This is a genomic window from Micromonospora sp. H61 (assembly GCF_018070325.1).
GTDB lineage: Bacteria > Actinomycetota > Actinomycetes > Mycobacteriales > Micromonosporaceae > Micromonospora > Micromonospora salmantinae.
In genome coordinates, this window is sequence record NZ_JAGPXY010000001.1 from 130,573 (window position 1) to 148,244 (window position 17,672).

At 69.9% G+C, this 17,672-nt stretch carries 8 protein-coding genes; 1 reads left to right on the forward strand and 7 read right to left on the reverse strand.

What is annotated here, in order from left to right:
* The 5 genes from KBX08_RS00550 to KBX08_RS00570 all read right to left on the reverse strand — a co-directional run bounded on the left by KBX08_RS00550 (nucleotide 1) and on the right by KBX08_RS00570 (nucleotide 13,521).
* The gene (locus tag KBX08_RS00550) at nucleotides 1–9,375 is read right to left on the reverse strand and encodes a neuraminidase-like domain-containing protein (protein ID WP_210780521.1); all 9,375 of its coding nucleotides are present in this window, start codon (nucleotides 9,373–9,375) and stop codon (nucleotides 1–3) included.
* A gap of 236 nt (nucleotides 9,376–9,611) precedes the next feature.
* Nucleotides 9,612–10,739 carry a transporter substrate-binding domain-containing protein gene (locus KBX08_RS00555; protein ID WP_210780522.1) on the reverse strand — a complete coding sequence of 376 codons (1,128 nt, stop codon included), beginning with the start codon at nucleotides 10,737–10,739 and terminating at the stop codon, nucleotides 9,612–9,614.
* Nucleotides 10,740–11,289: 550 nt separating this feature from the next.
* Nucleotides 11,290–11,517, reverse strand: coding sequence for a ferredoxin (locus tag KBX08_RS00560; RefSeq protein WP_210780523.1), 228 nt, complete (start codon nucleotides 11,515–11,517; stop codon nucleotides 11,290–11,292).
* The gene (locus KBX08_RS00565; RefSeq protein ID WP_210780524.1) at nucleotides 11,514–12,743 is read right to left on the reverse strand and encodes a cytochrome P450; all 1,230 of its coding nucleotides are present in this window, start codon (nucleotides 12,741–12,743) and stop codon (nucleotides 11,514–11,516) included. Before KBX08_RS00565 ends, KBX08_RS00560 begins: the two co-directional genes overlap by 4 nt.
* 229 nt (nucleotides 12,744–12,972) lie before the next feature.
* Nucleotides 12,973–13,521 carry a hypothetical protein gene (locus KBX08_RS00570; protein ID WP_238688427.1) on the reverse strand — a complete coding sequence of 183 codons (549 nt, stop codon included), beginning with the start codon at nucleotides 13,519–13,521 and terminating at the stop codon, nucleotides 12,973–12,975.
* Nucleotides 13,522–14,042: 521 nt separating this feature from the next.
* Here KBX08_RS00570 and KBX08_RS00575 point away from each other — a divergent pair.
* Entirely contained in the window at nucleotides 14,043–16,319 is a 2,277-nt protein-coding gene (locus KBX08_RS00575; RefSeq protein WP_247668658.1) for a glycoside hydrolase family 44 protein, read from the forward strand.
* A 230-nt stretch (nucleotides 16,320–16,549) separates the two neighbouring features.
* Here KBX08_RS00575 and KBX08_RS00580 read toward each other — a convergent pair whose 3' ends face one another.
* A complete protein-coding gene (locus KBX08_RS00580) occupies nucleotides 16,550–17,284 on the reverse strand; it encodes a cation transporter (protein ID WP_210780527.1) in 735 nt (244 codons plus the stop codon).
* Nucleotides 17,284–17,628 (reverse strand): helix-turn-helix transcriptional regulator, encoded by a 345-nt coding sequence (locus KBX08_RS00585; protein WP_210780706.1) that lies wholly within the window; start codon nucleotides 17,626–17,628, stop codon nucleotides 17,284–17,286. The genes KBX08_RS00580 and KBX08_RS00585 overlap by 1 nt, the downstream gene beginning before the upstream one ends.
* Nucleotides 17,629–17,672: the final 44 nt, after the last annotated feature.

Consider the following 17,672-nt stretch of genomic DNA (forward strand, 5'->3'; position numbering starts at 1 on the left):
TCAGCCGTCGAGCCGGTAGTGCAGCAGGACGACCAGGTCGGTCAGGCCGTCCGGGTCGGCCGCCAGCGTGACCGGGGTGCCGAGAACCAGCGGATCGGACTGACCCACGCATTGCCGCAGGTCGGCGTCCCGGTTCAACGTCACCGGGTCAGCGGCCACCGTGAGGTCGTACGTCCCGGGATCACCGTCCACCCGGGCGTACCAGGTCACCTGGTCCACCACCGGCTGGTGGTCGCGGGCGAGGTACGGCAGGTGCTCCGGCCCGACGGTCAGCGCGGTGCTCTGCTGCTGGGTGAGCTGCCACCACTCGTCCGGGAAGTGGTGGCGCAGGCTGTATGCCTGGTACAGCCCCGTCCGGCCGGCGTCGACAAGCATCTCGTTGAGCGCCTCCCGCAGGGAGTCCTCGACCAGGCCGCGCAGCGTCGAGCCGCCGTCGCGGGCCGTGTACCGCAGGTGCAGGATGATGTCGCTGATGCTGTCGTAGTCGAATTGGCGAACTGCCGTCGGCAGTTCCAGGCGCCAGGTGCCGATCGCGCCCTTGCCCTCGAACGGCAGGTAGCGGTCGTCGGCGAAGTTCAGCTCGAACATGCCGCTGTCGCTGAGGCCGCTGCTGGTCGCGATCGACTCGATCCCTCCCACGTTGTACGCGAACCGCTCGTCGCCGGGCACCTCGGTGTACTTGTCCTTGGCGCTGGTGGCGCCCTGCCGGGCCGCGGTGTCGGTCCGGTACCGGTTGCCGATCAGGGAGAGCTTCGCGGTGACCGGGGTGTAGGGGCCGGCCACGCACGGGATGGACAGGCTGACAGTGCGGAGCCGGCGGAAGTAGTGCCCGGGGTGGTCCAGGTCGAACAGCGCCTCCGGCACGTTGACCACGCAACTGCCGGTGGCCCGCAGCTCGATCAACGCCGCCGGGTCGAGCTGTGCGAGCGAAACGTGCCGGGTCAGCTCGCGTTCGCGGCTGTGCCGGTCGAGGTAGGCCACCTCCATCCGCTTCAGGTCGTGGCGCAGCGCGTCCGCAACGGTCAGCCCCTTGCGCAGGCTGTCCCAGTAGCCGGGTTGCAGGAACGTGGCCTCGCTGCCCAGCTCGTGGGCGAAGCACCGCTCGGCCTTCTTCGCCACGTCGAAGGCGAGCTGGTACGCCCCGAAGTAGACGGAGCTGGCTCGGCTCACCATCCACTGGTACAGCTCGGTGTTCGTGTACTTGCCGCGCAGGTACTCCTCGGTGGCCCGGGCGTTGTCGGCTTCCCGGTCGTGCGCCGCCAGCTCGTCGGTGAGCATGGCCACGTGCAGCCGCCCGGTGAGGAGCTGCTGGTCGAGCTGGGTCAGTTCGAGACCGGCCAGCGCCGCCTGGTGTTCCCAGTCGTCCATCCGGCGGCGGTAGCCGCCCTGGTTGGCGGCCATCCCGGCGGCCTTGTCCAGGGCCCGGGCGATCGCCTCCAGGGTCATCACCGCCGAGTCGGCGGCGGCACCGGCCTTGTCCCCGCCGAGGGTGAGGGTCACGGTGGGTGAGCCACCGAAGCCGGCGCCGCCGGCGGTGAAGTTGGGTATCAGCTTCAGCCCGCCGGAGAGGATGTAGCCCACCGCGATCGCGGTCTCGCCGAGCAGCGACACCCCGGACAAAGCGGTGGCGGTGATCTCCCAGGCGTTCATGTACGGCCGGCCGGCGTAGTAGCGTTGCCGCTCCTCCACCACCTTGCGACTCAGTTCCAGCGCCGCGACGTTGCCCTCGGCCTCCGCGATGGTGGCGACCTTCACCGCCCGTACCGCGTCGAGCAGGGCGATCTCCTGGCCGGCGCGCAGCCGGGCGAGTTGCTCGGCGTCCCGCTTCTCCATTGCCGCGAGCAGCCCGCCGCCCAGCTCACCGACGTACCCGACGAGTTCGGTGGCCTTCTGGGCCAGCACCCGGAACCGGTAGTTCGGCAGCGGTGCGCCGAGCCCGGCCAGGAACGACGAGACGGACATGCCGGCGGCGGCGGCCCGGACCAGCGCCCCCGGGTCGATCGGCGGCGAGAACAGGGCGAGCATGCTCTCCACGCCGTCGATGTTCTGGCAGTTGCGGATCTTGAACAGCCGATCGGCGATCAGGTCCCACAGCCGGAGCATCTCCTCGTTGGGTGGGACGCAGAAGTACAGCGCCGAGTAGCTCAGCGGGCTGGGCAGTTCCGCCCCGCCGTGCGGCAGCAGGTCCAGGTCGGGGATCAGGTTCTCCAGGTCCAACAGCGCGTTGCCGAACAGGTCCACCTTGGCCTGGAGCTGGTTGACGGTGGCCGGCGCCGGGCTGACCAGCGGCGGCACAACGCTCGGCTTCGGCCCGAGCAGTTTGTCGGCCAGGATGTAGAGCTGGGTGGCCTGGGTGACGGACTCCCGGGTGAACTGCCGGAACAACTGGTCACCCCAGTCGACCAGGTTCTTGATGTAGCTGACCACCACGGCGAGCTGGTAGGCGACCGGCCGGCTGCGGGCCACCACGTGCGGGTTGAACGGCTTCGCCCGCCACTGCTCCACTGCGAACTTCAGGTCGGTGATGCTGGCCCCCGACGGGTCGGCTGCGACCGCCGTGAGAATGTCGCCGATCCGCTGGTTGAGCAGCTCGGGCACTCCGGTCTGGAAGAACGGCTTGGTGACCCAGTACTTCTGCGGGGCGGAGGCGCCGTCGGCGGTGCCGACCGGGTTGAAGATGTGGTGGAACCAGTTGCGCGCCTCGGCGAACCGCTGGTCCCGGTTGAGCCGCAGCGCGATGTCGAACGGGAGGTGGTAGAACAGCTCCCAGTTGTAGCCCGCGTACGCGCCGTCGGCGGCGAAGTCCAGGTCCTCCACCGGGTACGGCGACACCACCACCGGCGCCGGCTGGTAGGTGGCAGCGAAGTCGAAGCCCGTGTTGGTGAGCTGGGTGGTCCGACTCAGCATCGCCGGCACGCCCGAGCGGTAGACAGTGGCCCGCAGGAAACACAGCAGCGGGTGGTAGAAGTTCGCGAACCTCACCCCGTACGACAGGGTGCCGTAGACCTCGAACTCGGCGACCAGCCGGTGGTACTCGGCGTCCTCGGTCATCGCCTGCACGGCGGCCGCGAGGTCGTGCGCCGGGTCCTCGGCGTATCGACGCAGGTACTCGGTGAGCAGCGCCAACACGTCGCGGGCGAACTCGTCCACGTCGCTGTACGTCTTCTCGATCCGATCCGCCGGGTCCTCGGCACGCCGGTCGTAGAAGCCCGGGATGATCACGTAACCACGGTCGTAGTCGCCGTAGAAGTACGGCATCAGGGTGCCCAGTGGCAGCACCGGCCGGCGGTCGTGGGTGCCTCGGACGCTCTGCGCCAGCCCCAGCAGCATGACGATCCAGTCGAGCAACGACATCTGCATGGGGTACGTCACCCGGAACCGGCCGGGCGTCTGCGCCACCAGCGTCTGGAACGCGCCCATCAGCGGGGTGCTGATCGCCAGGTCGTTCTGTGTCCGGGAGACCAGTTCGGTGAAGCGTTCGGCCAGCAGCTCGGTGTCCTTGAACACCGGCGACAGCAGCAGGTTGCCGGAGCCGCCGCCCGGCACCGGCTCCGGATAGCCTCGGCAGCCGGTCAACGCGAACGAGCCGACGAACTCGGTGCCGGTGAGCACGCTGATCGCCTGGCCGGCCGCGCCGGCCGCGTACGCGAAGCAGGTGAACTCTTCCGCCGCGGGAAGGTCCTCCCGGTAGCCGCTGGCCGGGTAGTACAGCGCGTCCTTGGAGATCTTCTTCGGCTGCCAGCGGTCCTGCGTCCGCTCGCCGATGGCCAGCTGGATCCGCCACCGTCGGCGCGGCCGCTCCGTCTCCGTGCCGCCCGGCGGAATGCCGTCCGGGTCCGGAATCTGTGAGGTCTGCGCCGTGTCCGTCTCCTGCGTGAAGACCGGCCAGGCCAGTGTGAGCCGGCTGTTGCGGTCGAAGGCGAGCAGGTGGTCGCCAGCGATGTCCAGCGGCACCCGCCGCCACGGCGTCCAGTACCGCTCCCGCTCGAACTGCCGGTGGTAGTACACCGTCGGGTCGCCGCCCCGGGTGCGGGCGAACACGTGCATGAGATGCCTGTCGTGCTGGTAGTAGCAGGCCATCACGTCCAGGTGCGCCAGGTCGTCCAGCTTCTCCAGGTACGTGATGGTGGCGTTCTCCACCGCCAGGTCGGTCAGCTCGTCCTGCTGCAACTGGTCGTCGAGTTCGGTGAACAGCTCCGACTTGTCGTCCCGCAACTCCGGCAGGATCCAGTTCTCCGGATACAGGAAGATCTTCCGGTTGGCCTCCCACACCCGGTAGTTGGCCATCCAGTTCCACTGGTCCCAACCCGGATCCTCGGTGACCGCCGCGACGCTGTCCGGCTCCAGGCCCAGCAGGCAGCGCTGCACGAACAACTGAACGGTGGCGTGCGCCTGCACGATGCGCGACGTCGCCATGCAGGCGCCCATCTCGACATCGATGAGGAAGTGGTCGTACAGGTCGTTGGTGTCGCGCAGCCCGGGGTTCTCGGCCAACAGGTACGCCACCAGCGCGTCCCGCTTGGCCACCCGCAGCCGGTCCTGCGCCCCTTGGAGCACCCCGAACCACTCGGCCTCGGCGTAGCGCGCCTTCAGGGCCTGCCGCATGGTGGCCGCCCCCGCCGCCGTGGTGACTGGCTGGCCCAGCGGCACCGCCGCCGCCACCGGCAGGCCCAGCCGGCGCAGCAGGGTGAGCGCGTGGACCAACCGCTGGATCGTCGCCGGCGACCGGTACGCGGTGAGGTCCACCGCCGACAGTTCGAGGTGGGTGTCCAGGTCGGCCAGCACCGCGGCGTCCCAGCCACCGAGCTGCGCCAGATGGGTGTGGACCTGCGTGGCGGTGGTGCCGGCCGCCAGGACCAGGTCGAACAGCCCGGACACCGTCCACGGCGCGGCCGCGTCCAACGGGTTCGCCACCGGCGGGTAGGTGCGGGCCAGCTCGACCCCGGCGGCCAACCGGATCCAGTCGGCCAACGGGGCCGGCGGGCGGCCGGTCTGGTAGGGCACCTGGTCCGGGGCCAGCCAGCCGAGCGACCCGGCGTTCGTCAGCAGCCAGCCGAGGTCCGAATCGGGCACCGTCAGGTGGTCGACGAGCCGGCTCAGCACGTGCAGCAGGCGCAGCGCGCGGTACTGCTCGTCGAACCCGGCCGGGGTGACCGCCGGCGGCGCCGGTGGCTCGTTCACCAGGTCCACCAGCGCGTCGTCGGTGAGCACCGCGAGCAGCGGCCGGGTCAGCTCCGCGCCGGCCAGCACGGTGGCGGCGGCGTCCGGCGAGAACCCGAAGGTGTCGGCCACCGCCGCCACCGCCAGCTCCTGCTTGGTACGGGTGTACGCCGAGATGGACAGGGCCGTGGTGATGGCCAGCAGCAGCGTGGTCTGCTGGGCCTCGGTGGGGCTGGCCACGATCGCTGCTGTTATCGGTGTGGTGTCCACCAGGGCGGCGAGCTTCGCGTCGACGAACTGCGCCGGGGTGGTCACCACGTCGGTCCAAGCACCGTCCACGATCGACGCGAAGCCGGCCAGGTCCGCCTCGGTCATCCCGGGCACGGTGGCCAGCAGGGCACGCATGCCCGGCAGGTTCTCCTCGGGGGGCGCCGCCGGGTCGACAGCGGGTCGGGTCGCCGCGTACCCGCTCTGGTAGCCGGTCTGCAACCCGGTGAGCACCGCGGTCAGCGTCTCGTCCGGCAGGTCCCGCGCGGCCAGGTCGTCGGCAACGTGTCGGAGCAGGTACCGCAGATCCGCCGGGCGGATGCCGGTGCCGGCCCGGGCGGCGTCGAACCGCTCGACGAAGGCCAGCGCGGTGGCCGGTGCGGTGAGCGGATCCGACCCGATCAGATCCTTCATGATCAGGTATTCGGTGGCGGTGAGCCCGAGCGCCCGGGCCAGCAGCGTCCCGGCGTACACCGCGTGCAGGCCGACGTTGCTGACGATCGCCGGGGCCGGAAGGTCGGCCACCAGCAGCGCGGTGTCCGCCGTCGTTGCCCCCAGGCACGTCGCCAGGTACGCCTCGTGCGCCGACAGCGGAGCGCCCGAGCCGGGTGTGGTCAGCTCCGCCTGCTCGTTGGCGAGCACGTTGGCCGGTTCGAACGCTTCGACGACCGGGCCGTTCGCGGTGTTGCGGAACACCTCGGCGTACCGCGACCCGTCCAGCGGGGCGAACAGGTCGACCACCTCGGGCAACGGCAGCCCGAGCCGCGCCGCGAGCCGGTGCAGCGCCGCCACCGCGACCAGGAGGTCGTCGTCCAGGGCGCCACCGCCCAGCGCGTCGGCTCGGATCGCCCGGTCCAGCAACGGCGGCGTCCAACCGGTGCAGGCGGGCGCGCGCAGCAGGCGCAGGAACCGGTGCATCCGGTCCAGGCGCGCGTCGGTGAGCTGCTGGATCCGCTTTGCGCTGAGGTCGGAGCCGGTGTCCAGGTGCTTGACGAACATGGCGTTCCCGGGATTGACCCAGGCCAGCGAAAGCAGCTCGGTCAACTCCCGATAGTCCAGGCGCGCCCGAGCGAGGAAGTTGTCCACCCGGGCCATGCCGCCCAGAGCGCCGAGCGGCGCGGTGTTCCAGATGTCGTCCTGAGCGGCCGGGTCGGCGGTGACCACCAACTGTCGCTGCGCGTCGCTGATCCCCAGTTCCTCCGCCGCGATGGCCTCGTCGCTCGGGCCCGCCGACCGGCGCAGCGCCCGCATCACGTCGGCCCGGGCGATGTCGAACTGGGCGAAGTAGCTGCGGGTCTCCTCGTGGGCCAGGTCGAACGGCAGGGCGAACGCGTACCGGCTGCCCGCCAGCAGGGTGTAGGCGGCGGCATTCACGTACTGCGGCGCGGCCGCCAACTCCAGCGCGGTGCCGGTGGTCTGGCGCAATCGGCGCACGAGCCACCCGCCGGCCCCGTCCGGGGTCGCCTTGGCCACCACGCCGACGTCCCGTACCACGCGGGCCCCGGCCAGGTCCGGCTCGTACACGAGGGAACGGTCGGTGAACGGCCATCCCTGGCCCTGCAACAGGCTCAGCAGCCCGGCCGACGGCGCCTCCACCGGATCGACGCCGCCGCTCAGCGGGCCCCCGAACGCCAGGCCCGCGTCCGGTGCCACCGCCTCCTCCAGCAGCTCGCACACCAGATCCAGGTAGGGCAGCGGAAGGTCGGTGTTCTCGCAGCTCAGATCCAGGTCACCGAGGTCCGGCCGGCGACCGTACAGGACGTCCCGGGCAACCTTGGTGGCCGGACCCGGTGTATCGGCGTCGGTCACCAGCCGGTTGCCGAGGAACTGAAGGACGTCCACCAGGTACGCGGCGGCGCTGTGCACGCTGCGGCACGGCTCGCAGTAGCTGGAGTCGGCGAGCTGGAACAGGCTGCTCAGGTTGGGAAAGTCGGCGCTGACAGGGGTGAGGTCCGGGGCCGCCGAGCCGCCCAGGGCCCGGACCGGCAGCGCCCGCGCCGCGCTCTGGAGTTCCCCGGCCAGCAGCCCGCTCGCCACGTGCACGTCCACAGCCCGGCGATACACCGACCGGGCCTGCTCGTCGGTGAACCGGCCGGTGTCCACGGCGGTGGCCACGAACCGCGTCTCGCCGAGGGCGTGGATCCGGGCCGCCGACGGCACTTCGGCCGCCAGCAACGCCGTCGTCTGCCGATAGGTCGGCGCCAGCTTGAAGATCCGCTGCGCGGCCTTGAGCGCCGGCCGCCCGGTCCGCAGCCGCTCCGGGTGGTCCCGCAGCAGCCGCTCCACGTTGCCGGTCGCTAGGTCGAAGTCCGGATTCGCGGTGAGCAGTTCGAGCACCACGTCCCGATGCCCACCGAAGGCGCGCTCGGCGGCGCTGGCCCGCTCGTCGTCGCCGGGCTGTTCGTTCTTGCCGGGCTGTTCGTCGGGGTCAGCCCGTCGACCGGGGTCGGGCCGATCGCCGCTGCCGTCGGACCGTTCGGCTGCGGCGCCCGCGTCGCGTTCGAGCTGGGCGGTGAAGGCCGTGGTGGGATAGCGTCTCTCCAACTTGCGAGCCAGCGCGCCGGCGTGCAGGTCGATCAACTCCGGCCGGACCGGTTGACCGGCGACCCGGACATCCGTGGCGCTGTCCCCCAACACCCGCCGCCAGTCCGCCGGTGCCAGCCGGGCCAGCCGGCGTACGTCGGCCGCCCCCTCGATCCCCTCGCGGTCGCGGACCCGGTCGACAATCGTCTCGTCGTAGCCCAGCACGTCGGCCAGCACGCTCGCCGCGCCGGCCGCTTCGGCGGCCGACCGGTCGGGGAATGCCGCCGCGTCGGCCAGCCGGGCGATCAGCCCGGGCAGGTCACCGGCGGCGTCAGCGGCAAGGAGACTCTGGACACGCTCGTGCGCGCCGTCGGCGAGGAACCGTTCCACCCGCCCGTACAACACCTTCGGTCGTTCCTGCGCGACGTACTCCTTGGCCTCCGGCCGTACCCGGGCCAGCATGTCGAGGATCCGGTCCAGCTCGCCGAGCAGGTCCTCGGGAACGAACCGATGGCGCACGGCGTCGGCGACGGCGTTCCGGACCAGGTGCTCGTCGAGCAGGGCGATGTCGTAGTACAGCGGCCGCAGCTCGGTGTTCAGATCGACGTCGAACCGGGCGAGCGCGGCGCCGGTGCGGCTCGTGGTCAACAGCGTCCGCTCGGCGAACAGCGCGTAACCGAACACCGCCGGCAGCTTGTAGGACGCGGCCAGTTTCTGCGCCACACCGAAGTGCGCCAGCGCCGTCGCGGGCAGTCCGGTCTCGGCGGCCAGGAACGTCACGTCCTCGGCCTCGTCGTCCTGCCGCAGCTCGTACAGCGGGATCTGGCCGAGCAACGGGACGATCGTGGCGAGGATCCGCTCGTACTCACTGCGTTCCCGGTCCCCGCCACCGGACAGATCCACTGTGAGCACGGCCAGCTCGGGGGCGTTGAACAGCACCGCGCTCAGCGGCGGGTCGGACAGGAGACGATCACCAGCGGACACCCGGACGAACAGGTCGGCGGACTGCTTCTCGGACCGGGTGAACCGTTCCCGCGAATAGTCGACGCGATACAGCCCGTCGTCTCCGGTGGTCGCCTCGCCGAGCTGCTCGGCGTGCCGCAGGTCCCGGTCGAACGCGCCGACCGTCAAAGCGTTCGCCGGCTGCCCATCGACCCAACGCACCCGACCCACCACGACGAACCGGGACGGCGGCTCGGCCAGCACCATCTGCACCGCGTCGCGGGTCGCCCCGTCCACCGTGCCGGTCACCGACAACCCGTGCGCCCGTTGGAACTCGGCCACCCCACGCCGGGTGGTCGGCCCGTACCGGGCGTCGACCAGTTCGTCGGTGGCGATGTCGGCGGGCATCCGCAGCAGCGCTGTGTGCAGCCGCCGGACGTCGTCGCTGGGGCGGTGCCGGCGCGAGCCCATCGGGGTGGTCATGAGCATCTCCGATCGCCCGGCAGCCGGCGACGGCGGCTGTCTGACGCCGGTGCGACCGGGGGCTACCTGGCATCCTGCGGATCAGAGGAGCACACAGCATCGCAGTGTCCAAGATCCGCCTTGCCGTCTGGCTGAACGGCAGCGGGCACTGCCGGTACGGCCGGTGGCGAAGCAGGGTCTTTCCGGGACAGCACCCTCACCCTCACGGCGCAGATCGCGGGACGGTGAGGGCGGTGCTACCGGTCCAGCCACGGCGCTGCCGGTTGGCAGGGGTCGACGGCTTGCGGTGGTGGTGACTCGGACAGGCCGAGGGTTCCGAGGGTGGTGTCGAAATTGGCTTGCCAGCCGTACTCCAGGAAGTCGGTGATCACCTTGCTGAGTTCGCCGCACAGCCGTGGCATGTTGTTCGGTATGCCGATGGCGTACTTCTCCGATCCGTACCCCAGCGGGATCGGTGGACTCACGCCAACCGCTCGGGCGTATCCGGCGATGACCGAACGGTCGCCCGACACGGCATCGATCTCCCCGCTCTTGTATCTGTTGATGCACTCGGCGATGGAGTCGGCCGGCACCGGATTCCAGTTGATCTGATCCAGTCTCCTGAAGGTGGTCGAGCCCTTGATGGCACACACCTTGCCACGGGGGATCGCCGCGATGGTCTTGGCATCGCTCCGGCTGAGGAAGCCCTGGGTGTCGACGAAGTAGGGTCCGGCGAAGTCGATCACCTCGGCTCGTTCCGGTGTCATCGAGAAATTGGAGATCACGAGTTTGACGGGTTCCTGGAGCGGGCTCCGGTCAGTGGCACGCCACTTCCCGTGTAACGCGTTGATCCGGTTGTCCAGGGTGCCCAGGTCCACCCACTTCAGGTGGGCGTCCGCGAAGTGCGACTGGATCTCGTTGGCCAGTGCGACATCGAACCCGGTCCCGCCGTCCTTGTCGGTGTGCCAGCCCTCGTACTCGAACGCGTTGTAACCGATCCGGACCTCGCCCGACATGTAGTCGAACGGATCGGGCTCCCGTTGGAACCACCAGAACGCGGCGCTGAGGACGAGGGTGCCCGCGGTGAAGTAGACAGCGCCCTTCATCCTCCACGACTTGCCACCCGGTTTGCGGAGGGCGGGAGTCTTGAATGCGCCCCGGTCGACCAGGATCGTCACCACGATCGCCGCGATGTTGATCGGCACACTGATGATGGCCGCGGCGTTCGCACCCCACGCTTCTTTTTGAAACAACAACACGCAGATTCCGACCGAGGCCAAGGCGACGGGCAGTAGCCAGAAAATTTGCCTGCTGATCGAATGGCGCAAGGGGGCGGGTTCGGTCGAGGTACTGTTCGCCGTTGTCGTTTGGGTCATGATGATCATCCTCGTGCCGCTGGTGCACTGCCTGGTCAGGTGGCCACGACATGTCGGTGCCCCCGTACGCCGACCTCATGACGAATGAAACTCGTGTATGTCTTTTATTGGAACGTGTCGCTCATTGACAATCCGCGGTACGGCGAGTGAATTTTCGCATGACCGGAGCTTGATGAACGAGGCCAGCCGTCCCCGGAATAGGTCCGATAGACGACTGATCCTGATCGAAGTTTGTTCCAACTCCCGGCAGAAGTCCGTCGACCGGTGTCTCGTTTAGTGCCTTCGCCACACTGGCCGCCGCGAGATACGCAAACCGCTTCTGACTGCCCTCTTTCCAAGTCAGTGATTGAGCGGGCCGTCGAGCACCGTCCGGAGGAGATTGCGGCACCAGTCGACCAGACGGCGGCGAAGCCCTGGTCGGCGAAGGCGAACCGGATCGGAGTGCTGGCGCAAGCCGTCAGCAGAGCCGCCGCGGCAGAGCGACCGTCTCGTCGCTGATCTGCCGAAACTTCCGCACCTGCCCAGCTCATGGGCGCAGACGGCCGGGCTCGATCTCGGGTCAATCCTGCGGTGCGATCAGCCGGTCGTCGGTGGTGTCGTGGACCGTGATCGCCTCGACCGGGCACGAGTCGGCGGCGTCGAGGATGACGTCGGCCGGGGCGACGACGTCGGCCAGCGGCGCGGACTGGCCGCCGACCAGGCGGAAGTGCTCGGGCGCGGTACCGGCGCAGATGCTCGTGCCGATGCACCGGCTCGAGTCCACCCCGATCCGCCAGGCGGTACTCACCAGGCCACCGGCATGCCGAGCAGACCCCGCACCAACATGCCCCGCTTCCACTCCAGCTCGGCTTCCGGTACGGCGAGCCGCAGTCCGGGCAGGCGGGTCACGAGGGTGGCGACGGCGACCTGCAACTCCATGCGGGCCAACTGCGCGCCGACGCAGTGGTGTACGCCGTGCCCGAAGCCCAGGTGCGGGTTCTGCTCGCGATCGAGATCCAGCCGGTCCGGGTCGGCGAAGACCGTACCGTCCCGGTTCGCCGATGACAGTGAGCCGAGAACCGGCTCACCTGCCCGGACCAGAACACCGCCGACTTCGACGTCCTCCTTGGCGTACCGGGCGAAGGAGGAGCCGACGCCGAGCGGCACGTACCGCAGCAGTTCCTCGACCGCGGCCGGCACCAGCGACGGGTCGGCCCGCAGCCGAGCGAGCTGGCCCGGATTCTGCAGCAGCACGTAGACGAAGTTGGGGATCTGGGTCACCGTGGTCTCGTGGCCGGCCGCGAGCAGCCCTCCGGCCAGCTCCACCAGCTCGGCCTCGCTGAGCCGATCCTGATTCTCGTCGCGGGCCCGCACCAACGCGCCGAGCAGGTCGTCGATCCCCGGCTCGCGGCGGCGCTCGGCGACCAGATCACCGATGTAGCCCCAGAGACTGTTCAGGTACTCCTGGATCGTCTCCATGGGCAGGGAGGTGGTCGAGACGATCGCCTCGGACCAGATGTGGAAGCGGTCGCGGTCGGCGTACGGGACCCCGAGCAGCTCGCAGATCACCTGGATCGGCAGCGGCGTGGCGACGTGTTCCACCAGGTCGGCCGGAGGACCGAGCCGGACCATGTCGTCGACCAGCGCGTCGGCGATCTCCTGGGTTCGGGGTCGCAGCGCCTCTACCCGACGTGCCGTGAACGCCTTCGCCACCAACCGGCGCAGCCGAGTGTGATCGGGCGGGTCCAGGGTCAGCATGCCGCTGTACTGCTGGCGTGGGGTGAGCCTGGGCTCGTCGCGCTGGACGGCCGGGGCGCGGCCGAACCGCACGTCGCCGAGGACCGTACGGACGTCCTCGTACCGGGTGGCGAGCCACGCCTCCTCGCCGTAGGGGAGCTTCACCCGGGTCATCGGCTCGTTCTCGCGCAGCTCGCCGTAGGTCGGATCGACGACGAGGCGGTCGGGCACACTGAACGGGTACGACCGGGCCGGCGGAACGGTTCGGCTCTCGGTGGTCTGCGCGCTCTCCGTCATCCGGGTTCCCTTCGTCGAGACGGCGTGATCCTCAGGCCGGCACCAGATTCGTCCGGCGCCGGACTGCCAGCGTCCAGGACGAACGGACAGCACACATCAACGCTCAGTAGTCTGTCGATGTCGGATCGTAGCGGGAGGCATCGATGATCGCCATGGAGGCCGGTCCGCCGCCGGGGTGCGGCAGCAAAGCCGCCCCCCGGCAGGGACGTTCATCGGGACTGGCCCCGGATCAGCAGCCGAGCCGCTTGCTCGAAAGGGCGATGTCGTCGATCCAGAGATCAAACTCGCCCGGTGTCGTGCCGCCCTGGTAAAGCTGCCAGCCGATCTTCACCGTGTCGACCGTCGGGAGGACGAAGGGAACATCGTTGCCACCGTGGTCGCTCGTGGAGGCGGTCAGCTCCGGGTTCGCCACGCCATCGATCCACACCGCGACGCGGTTGTCCGCCGCGTCGATCTTCCACTCGAAGCATTGCCAGGTGTCCTCGACGACCGGGGCGGACTCCCGCCAGTTGGTCCAGTCGCCGGTCGGACCGCCGTCGGCGCCAACCCCCCAGAAGGTTCCGGGAACCGTTGGCGCGTACTGCCCACCGATCGGACGGACGACCTCCGCGCTGCCGGTGCCGGTCGCTTCCACCAGCGTGAAGTGCGCCCAGTCCGGGGCCGTGGGGAAGGCGTCGACGCGCAGGCGCATGCGGCCGTAGAAGCGGTTGCCCGGCGCGGCGAAGTCGTCGACGCGCAGGAAGGCGCGTCCGTTGTCGACGGTGTGGACGTGCAGCACCTGGTTGCCACGACGGGCACGTTCGACGGTGAGCGTGCCGTTCCGGGTGTCGACGCCCCAGTTCACCGTGCTGGGCCCCCCGGGAGGCAGTCGCTCGAAGTCCTCACAGAAAAGCAGGCCACGCGGGCACGAGGGCGGGGAGGCCCCCGCTGCGCCGGCCGGAACGCTGCCGACTGCGGCGCCGAGGATCAGGGCGGCGCTGAACACCGCGAGAAATCTGCGCACTGTCATCCTCCAAGACGGCTGGTTCCCGCCACAGGGGCCGGGCCAGCAGGAACTTTCCGGCCGTGCGACGCTGAGATGCTCCCGCTCGCACCGTTGCGGCGCGGTTGCCTCCGCACTGCGGCGATCCGGGCTGTTCCGGCACCACCGCATCAGGCACAACCACATTGACGGGCGTCATTATATGTGACGCTTGCATTCGGTCGGCCAGCAGTGGACCACCCTGCGGCGTTGACTCGGAGCCAGGAAAGCGCAACGCTGTGGAAGCGCTCCCATCGTCGAGCTCCTCTGCGAAAGGAATGCTCGTGCGTCCCACCACAGCTCTACTTCCGGTCGTGCTCGCCACGGCCCTCGGCGGTCTGGCCCTGCCGGAGCCCGCCCTGGCCGCGGCCGGCCCGGCGCTGGCCGTGGACACCACTGCCGCCCGGCACCAGATCAGCCCGTACGTCTACGGCATGAACTTCGCCGACCAGGCTCTCGCCCGCGACCTGCGGCTGCCGGTGCACCGCTACGGCGGCAACGCCACCACCCGCTACAACTTCCGAGCCGACACCACCAACCGCGCGTCGGACTGGTACTTCGAGAACATCCCCAACGACAACCCGAGTCCGGCCGACCTTCCGGAGGGCTCGGAGACCGACCGGTTCGTGCAGGAGAACAAGGCCAACGGCGCCGCCACTGTCATGACACTGCCTCTGCTCGGCTGGATCGCCAAGGACCGGTCGCGGGCGTGTGGCTTCAGTGTCGCCAAGTACGGCCCACAGCAGTCCACCGACCAGTGGGCACCGGACTGCGGCAACGGCATAAAGCCGGACGGGTCACCTGTCACCGGCAACGATCCGGAGGACACCAGCGTCGCCGTGGGTCCGGAGTACGCCACAGACTTCGTCAACCACCTCAAGGGGCAGTTCGGCGCCGCCGCCGACGGCGGGGTCCAGTTCTACAACCTGGACAACGAGCCGGACCTGTGGCACTCCACCCACCGCGACGTCCGCCCGGCCGGGCTGGGCTACGACGAGCTACGCGACCGCACCTACGAGTACGCCGCCGCGATCAAGGCTGCCGACCCCGGCGCGAAGACGCTCGGTCCCGTCGGCTGGGGCCTGAACTCGATCCTCTATTCGGGCCTCGACCAGGACACCTGCTCGCGCACCGGCTGCTGGTCGAACCCGCCGGACAAGGCCGCGCACGGCGGCCAGGACCTCGGCCCGTGGTACCTGGACCGGATGCGCGAGTACGAGCAGCAGCACGGCACACGCATCCTCGACTACTTCGACGTCCACCTCTACCCGCAGCAGTCCGGCGTACTGGGCGAAGCGGCCGGCGACGCCGACACCCAGGCGCTGCGACTGCGCTCGACCCGCCAACTCTGGGACCCGACCTACGTGGACGAGAGCTGGATCAACAGTCCGGTCCGGTACATCCCGCGCCTACGCGAGCTGGTCGACCAGCACTACCCGGGCACGAAGGTCGCGATGACCGAGTACAACTGGGGCGGCCACGGGTCGCTCAACGGCGCGCTCGCCCAGGCTGACGTCCTCGGCATCTTCGGCCGCGAAGGGCTCGACCTGGCCACCCTCTGGACCGCACCCGAGGCCGACCAGCCGGTGGCCAACGCCTTCCGCGTCTACCGCAACTACGACGGCAAGGGCGGCGCGTTCGGCGAGACCTCCGTCCAGGCGACCAGCGCCGACCAGGGCAAACTGGCCGTGTACGCCGCCGAGCGGAGCGCCGACAAGGCCCTCACAGTGGTCGTCATCAACAAGACCGGCGACGACCTCACCAGCCCGGTCGCCCTCACCGGCGCCTCCGCCAGCACCGCTCAGGTCTACCGTTACAGCGGAGCGGACCTCGCCGGCGTCGTGCGGGAGGCAGACCAGCCGGTGACCACCGGCGGCCTCACTGCCACCTTCCCGGCCAACTCGATCACCCACCTGGTGCTGCCGCGCGACACCACGCCCGGCGACACCCAGGCGCCGACCGCCCCGGGCAAGCCGACCGCCGGCACGATCACCGGCGACAGCATCTCGCTGGCCTGGACGCCGTCCACCGACGACACCGCCGTCACCGGCTACGACGTGCACCGGGTCGACACCGCCGGGACCGTGAAGGTGGGCAACGCCACCGGCACCACGTACACCGTGACCGGGCTGACACCGGACACCCCGTACACCTTCGTGGTGACCGCCCGCGACGCGGCGGGCAACGTCTCGGCGGCCTCCCCCGGCCTGACCGTACGGACCGCGCCCACCGCCCCGACCGTCCGCTGCACGGTCGGCTACACGGCGAACAGTTGGCCGGGCGGCTTCACCGCGACCGTGACGATCAAGAACACCGGCACCACCGCGATCGACGGCTGGAAACTCGCCTTCGACTTCCCCACCACCGGCCAGAAGGTCGGCCAGGGCTGGTCGGCCACCTGGAAACAGAACGGAACGAGCGTCACCGCCGACAGCATGAGTTGGAACGGCAGACTCGCCTCCGGCGCGTCCACCAGCACTGGCTTCAACGGCACGTGGAGCGGCACCAATCCGGCGCCAACCGCCTTCAACCTCAACGGTCAACGCTGCGGGTGAGCTGAGAACCCTCCACTCCGTATCGGAGCGAGGGGCCGGGGCGCAGCGGCACCCCGGCCCCCCTCGCTCGCGCGCCTACAGCGCCGCCGTGGTCGTCCGCCAAGCCGATGCCGCCTACCGGCTACTCGCCGCTCTGACCGACCCCGCGAATTCGAACGTGCTCGCCCCGGCGACACTCGATGCGCTGCGTCAGTTCGTGAGGTGCGGCGCCAGGTAGACGAGGCCCACGCTCAAGACCCCTTTCCCCGTTCCCGGTGGGCCCTCGCCCTGCTCGGGGTGCAGCAGCCGTCAGTACAGCCGGACCCGGTGGGTTCGCGCGGCACCGTGACCGGAGCGCAGCAGGTGCCGCCACGCCAGGCTTCCCGGCCTTCCTTGACCGCGACTGCGGCGATGACCAGCGCGGCGGCCGAGTCGGCCCACCACCAGCCGAACAGCGAGTTGACTGCCAATCCGAGGAGCAGGACGGCGGACAGGTATGTGCACAGCAGGGTCTGTTTCGAGTCGGCGACCGCGGAGGCGGAGCCGAGTTCGCGGCCGGCGCGCCGTTGCGCGGCGGACAGGATCGGCATGACCGCCAGCGACACGGCCGCGAGCAGCAGGCCGACCGTGGAGTGCTCGGGGCGCTCGGTGCCGAGCAGCGCGCGTACGGACTCGACGCTGACGTAGCCGGCGAGGGCGAAGAACGAGATGGCGATGATGCGCAGGGCGGTGCGTTCGCGGCGTTCGTGGTTGGCGCCGGAGAACTGCCACGCCACCGCGGCGGCCGAGGCGACTTCGATGATCGAGTCGAGGCCGAAGCCGATCAGCGCGGTCGACGAGGCGATCGTCCCCGCGCTGATCGCCACTGTCGCCTCGATGAGGTTGTAGCTGATGGTCACGGCCACGAACAGCCGTACCCGACGGATCAACACCGTCCGTCGCGCCGACGGCGGTCCAGCGGCCAACGGCATGAGCGGCAGGCTCATCAGCAACAGCCCTCGGTTTCGGCGCTCGGGCAGGCGGCCGGGTCGACCGCGAGGACGAGACCGAGGAGATCCCCCAGGGCATGGGCGAGGCGCGCGTCGGCGAGTTCGTAGCGCGACCGGCGACCCTCGGGTACGGCGACGACAAGGCCGCAGCCACGCAGACAGGCCAGGTGGTTGGACAGGTTCTGCCTGCTCGTGCCCAGCAGGTCGGCGAGGTCTGCCGGATAGCCGGGGCCTTCGCGCAGCGCGAGCAGGAGCCGGGCTCGGACCGGGTCGGACAAGGCGTGACCGAAGCGAGCCAGGACCTGCCCGTGCGTCAACGTCTCCACCACACGACAGTACATCATCCACTGAATTAACGCGATGCTGAACTATAAGTAGCCGTCGT

Excerpts from the sequence above, each read along its gene's own strand:
- KBX08_RS00550 (WP_210780521.1), bottom strand. The coding sequence starts at position 9,375 with ATGACCACCCCGATGGGCTCGCGCCGGCACCGCCCCAGCGACGACGTC.
- KBX08_RS00555 (WP_210780522.1), bottom strand. The coding sequence starts at position 10,739 with ATGATCATCATGACCCAAACGACAACGGCGAACAGTACCTCGACCGAA.
- KBX08_RS00565 (WP_210780524.1), bottom strand. The coding sequence starts at position 12,743 with ATGACGGAGAGCGCGCAGACCACCGAGAGCCGAACCGTTCCGCCGGCC.
- KBX08_RS00575 (WP_247668658.1), top strand. The coding sequence starts at position 14,043 with ATGCTCGTGCGTCCCACCACAGCTCTACTTCCGGTCGTGCTCGCCACG.
- KBX08_RS00580 (WP_210780527.1), bottom strand. The coding sequence starts at position 17,284 with ATGAGCCTGCCGCTCATGCCGTTGGCCGCTGGACCGCCGTCGGCGCGA.
- KBX08_RS00585 (WP_210780706.1), bottom strand. The coding sequence starts at position 17,628 with ATGTACTGTCGTGTGGTGGAGACGTTGACGCACGGGCAGGTCCTGGCT.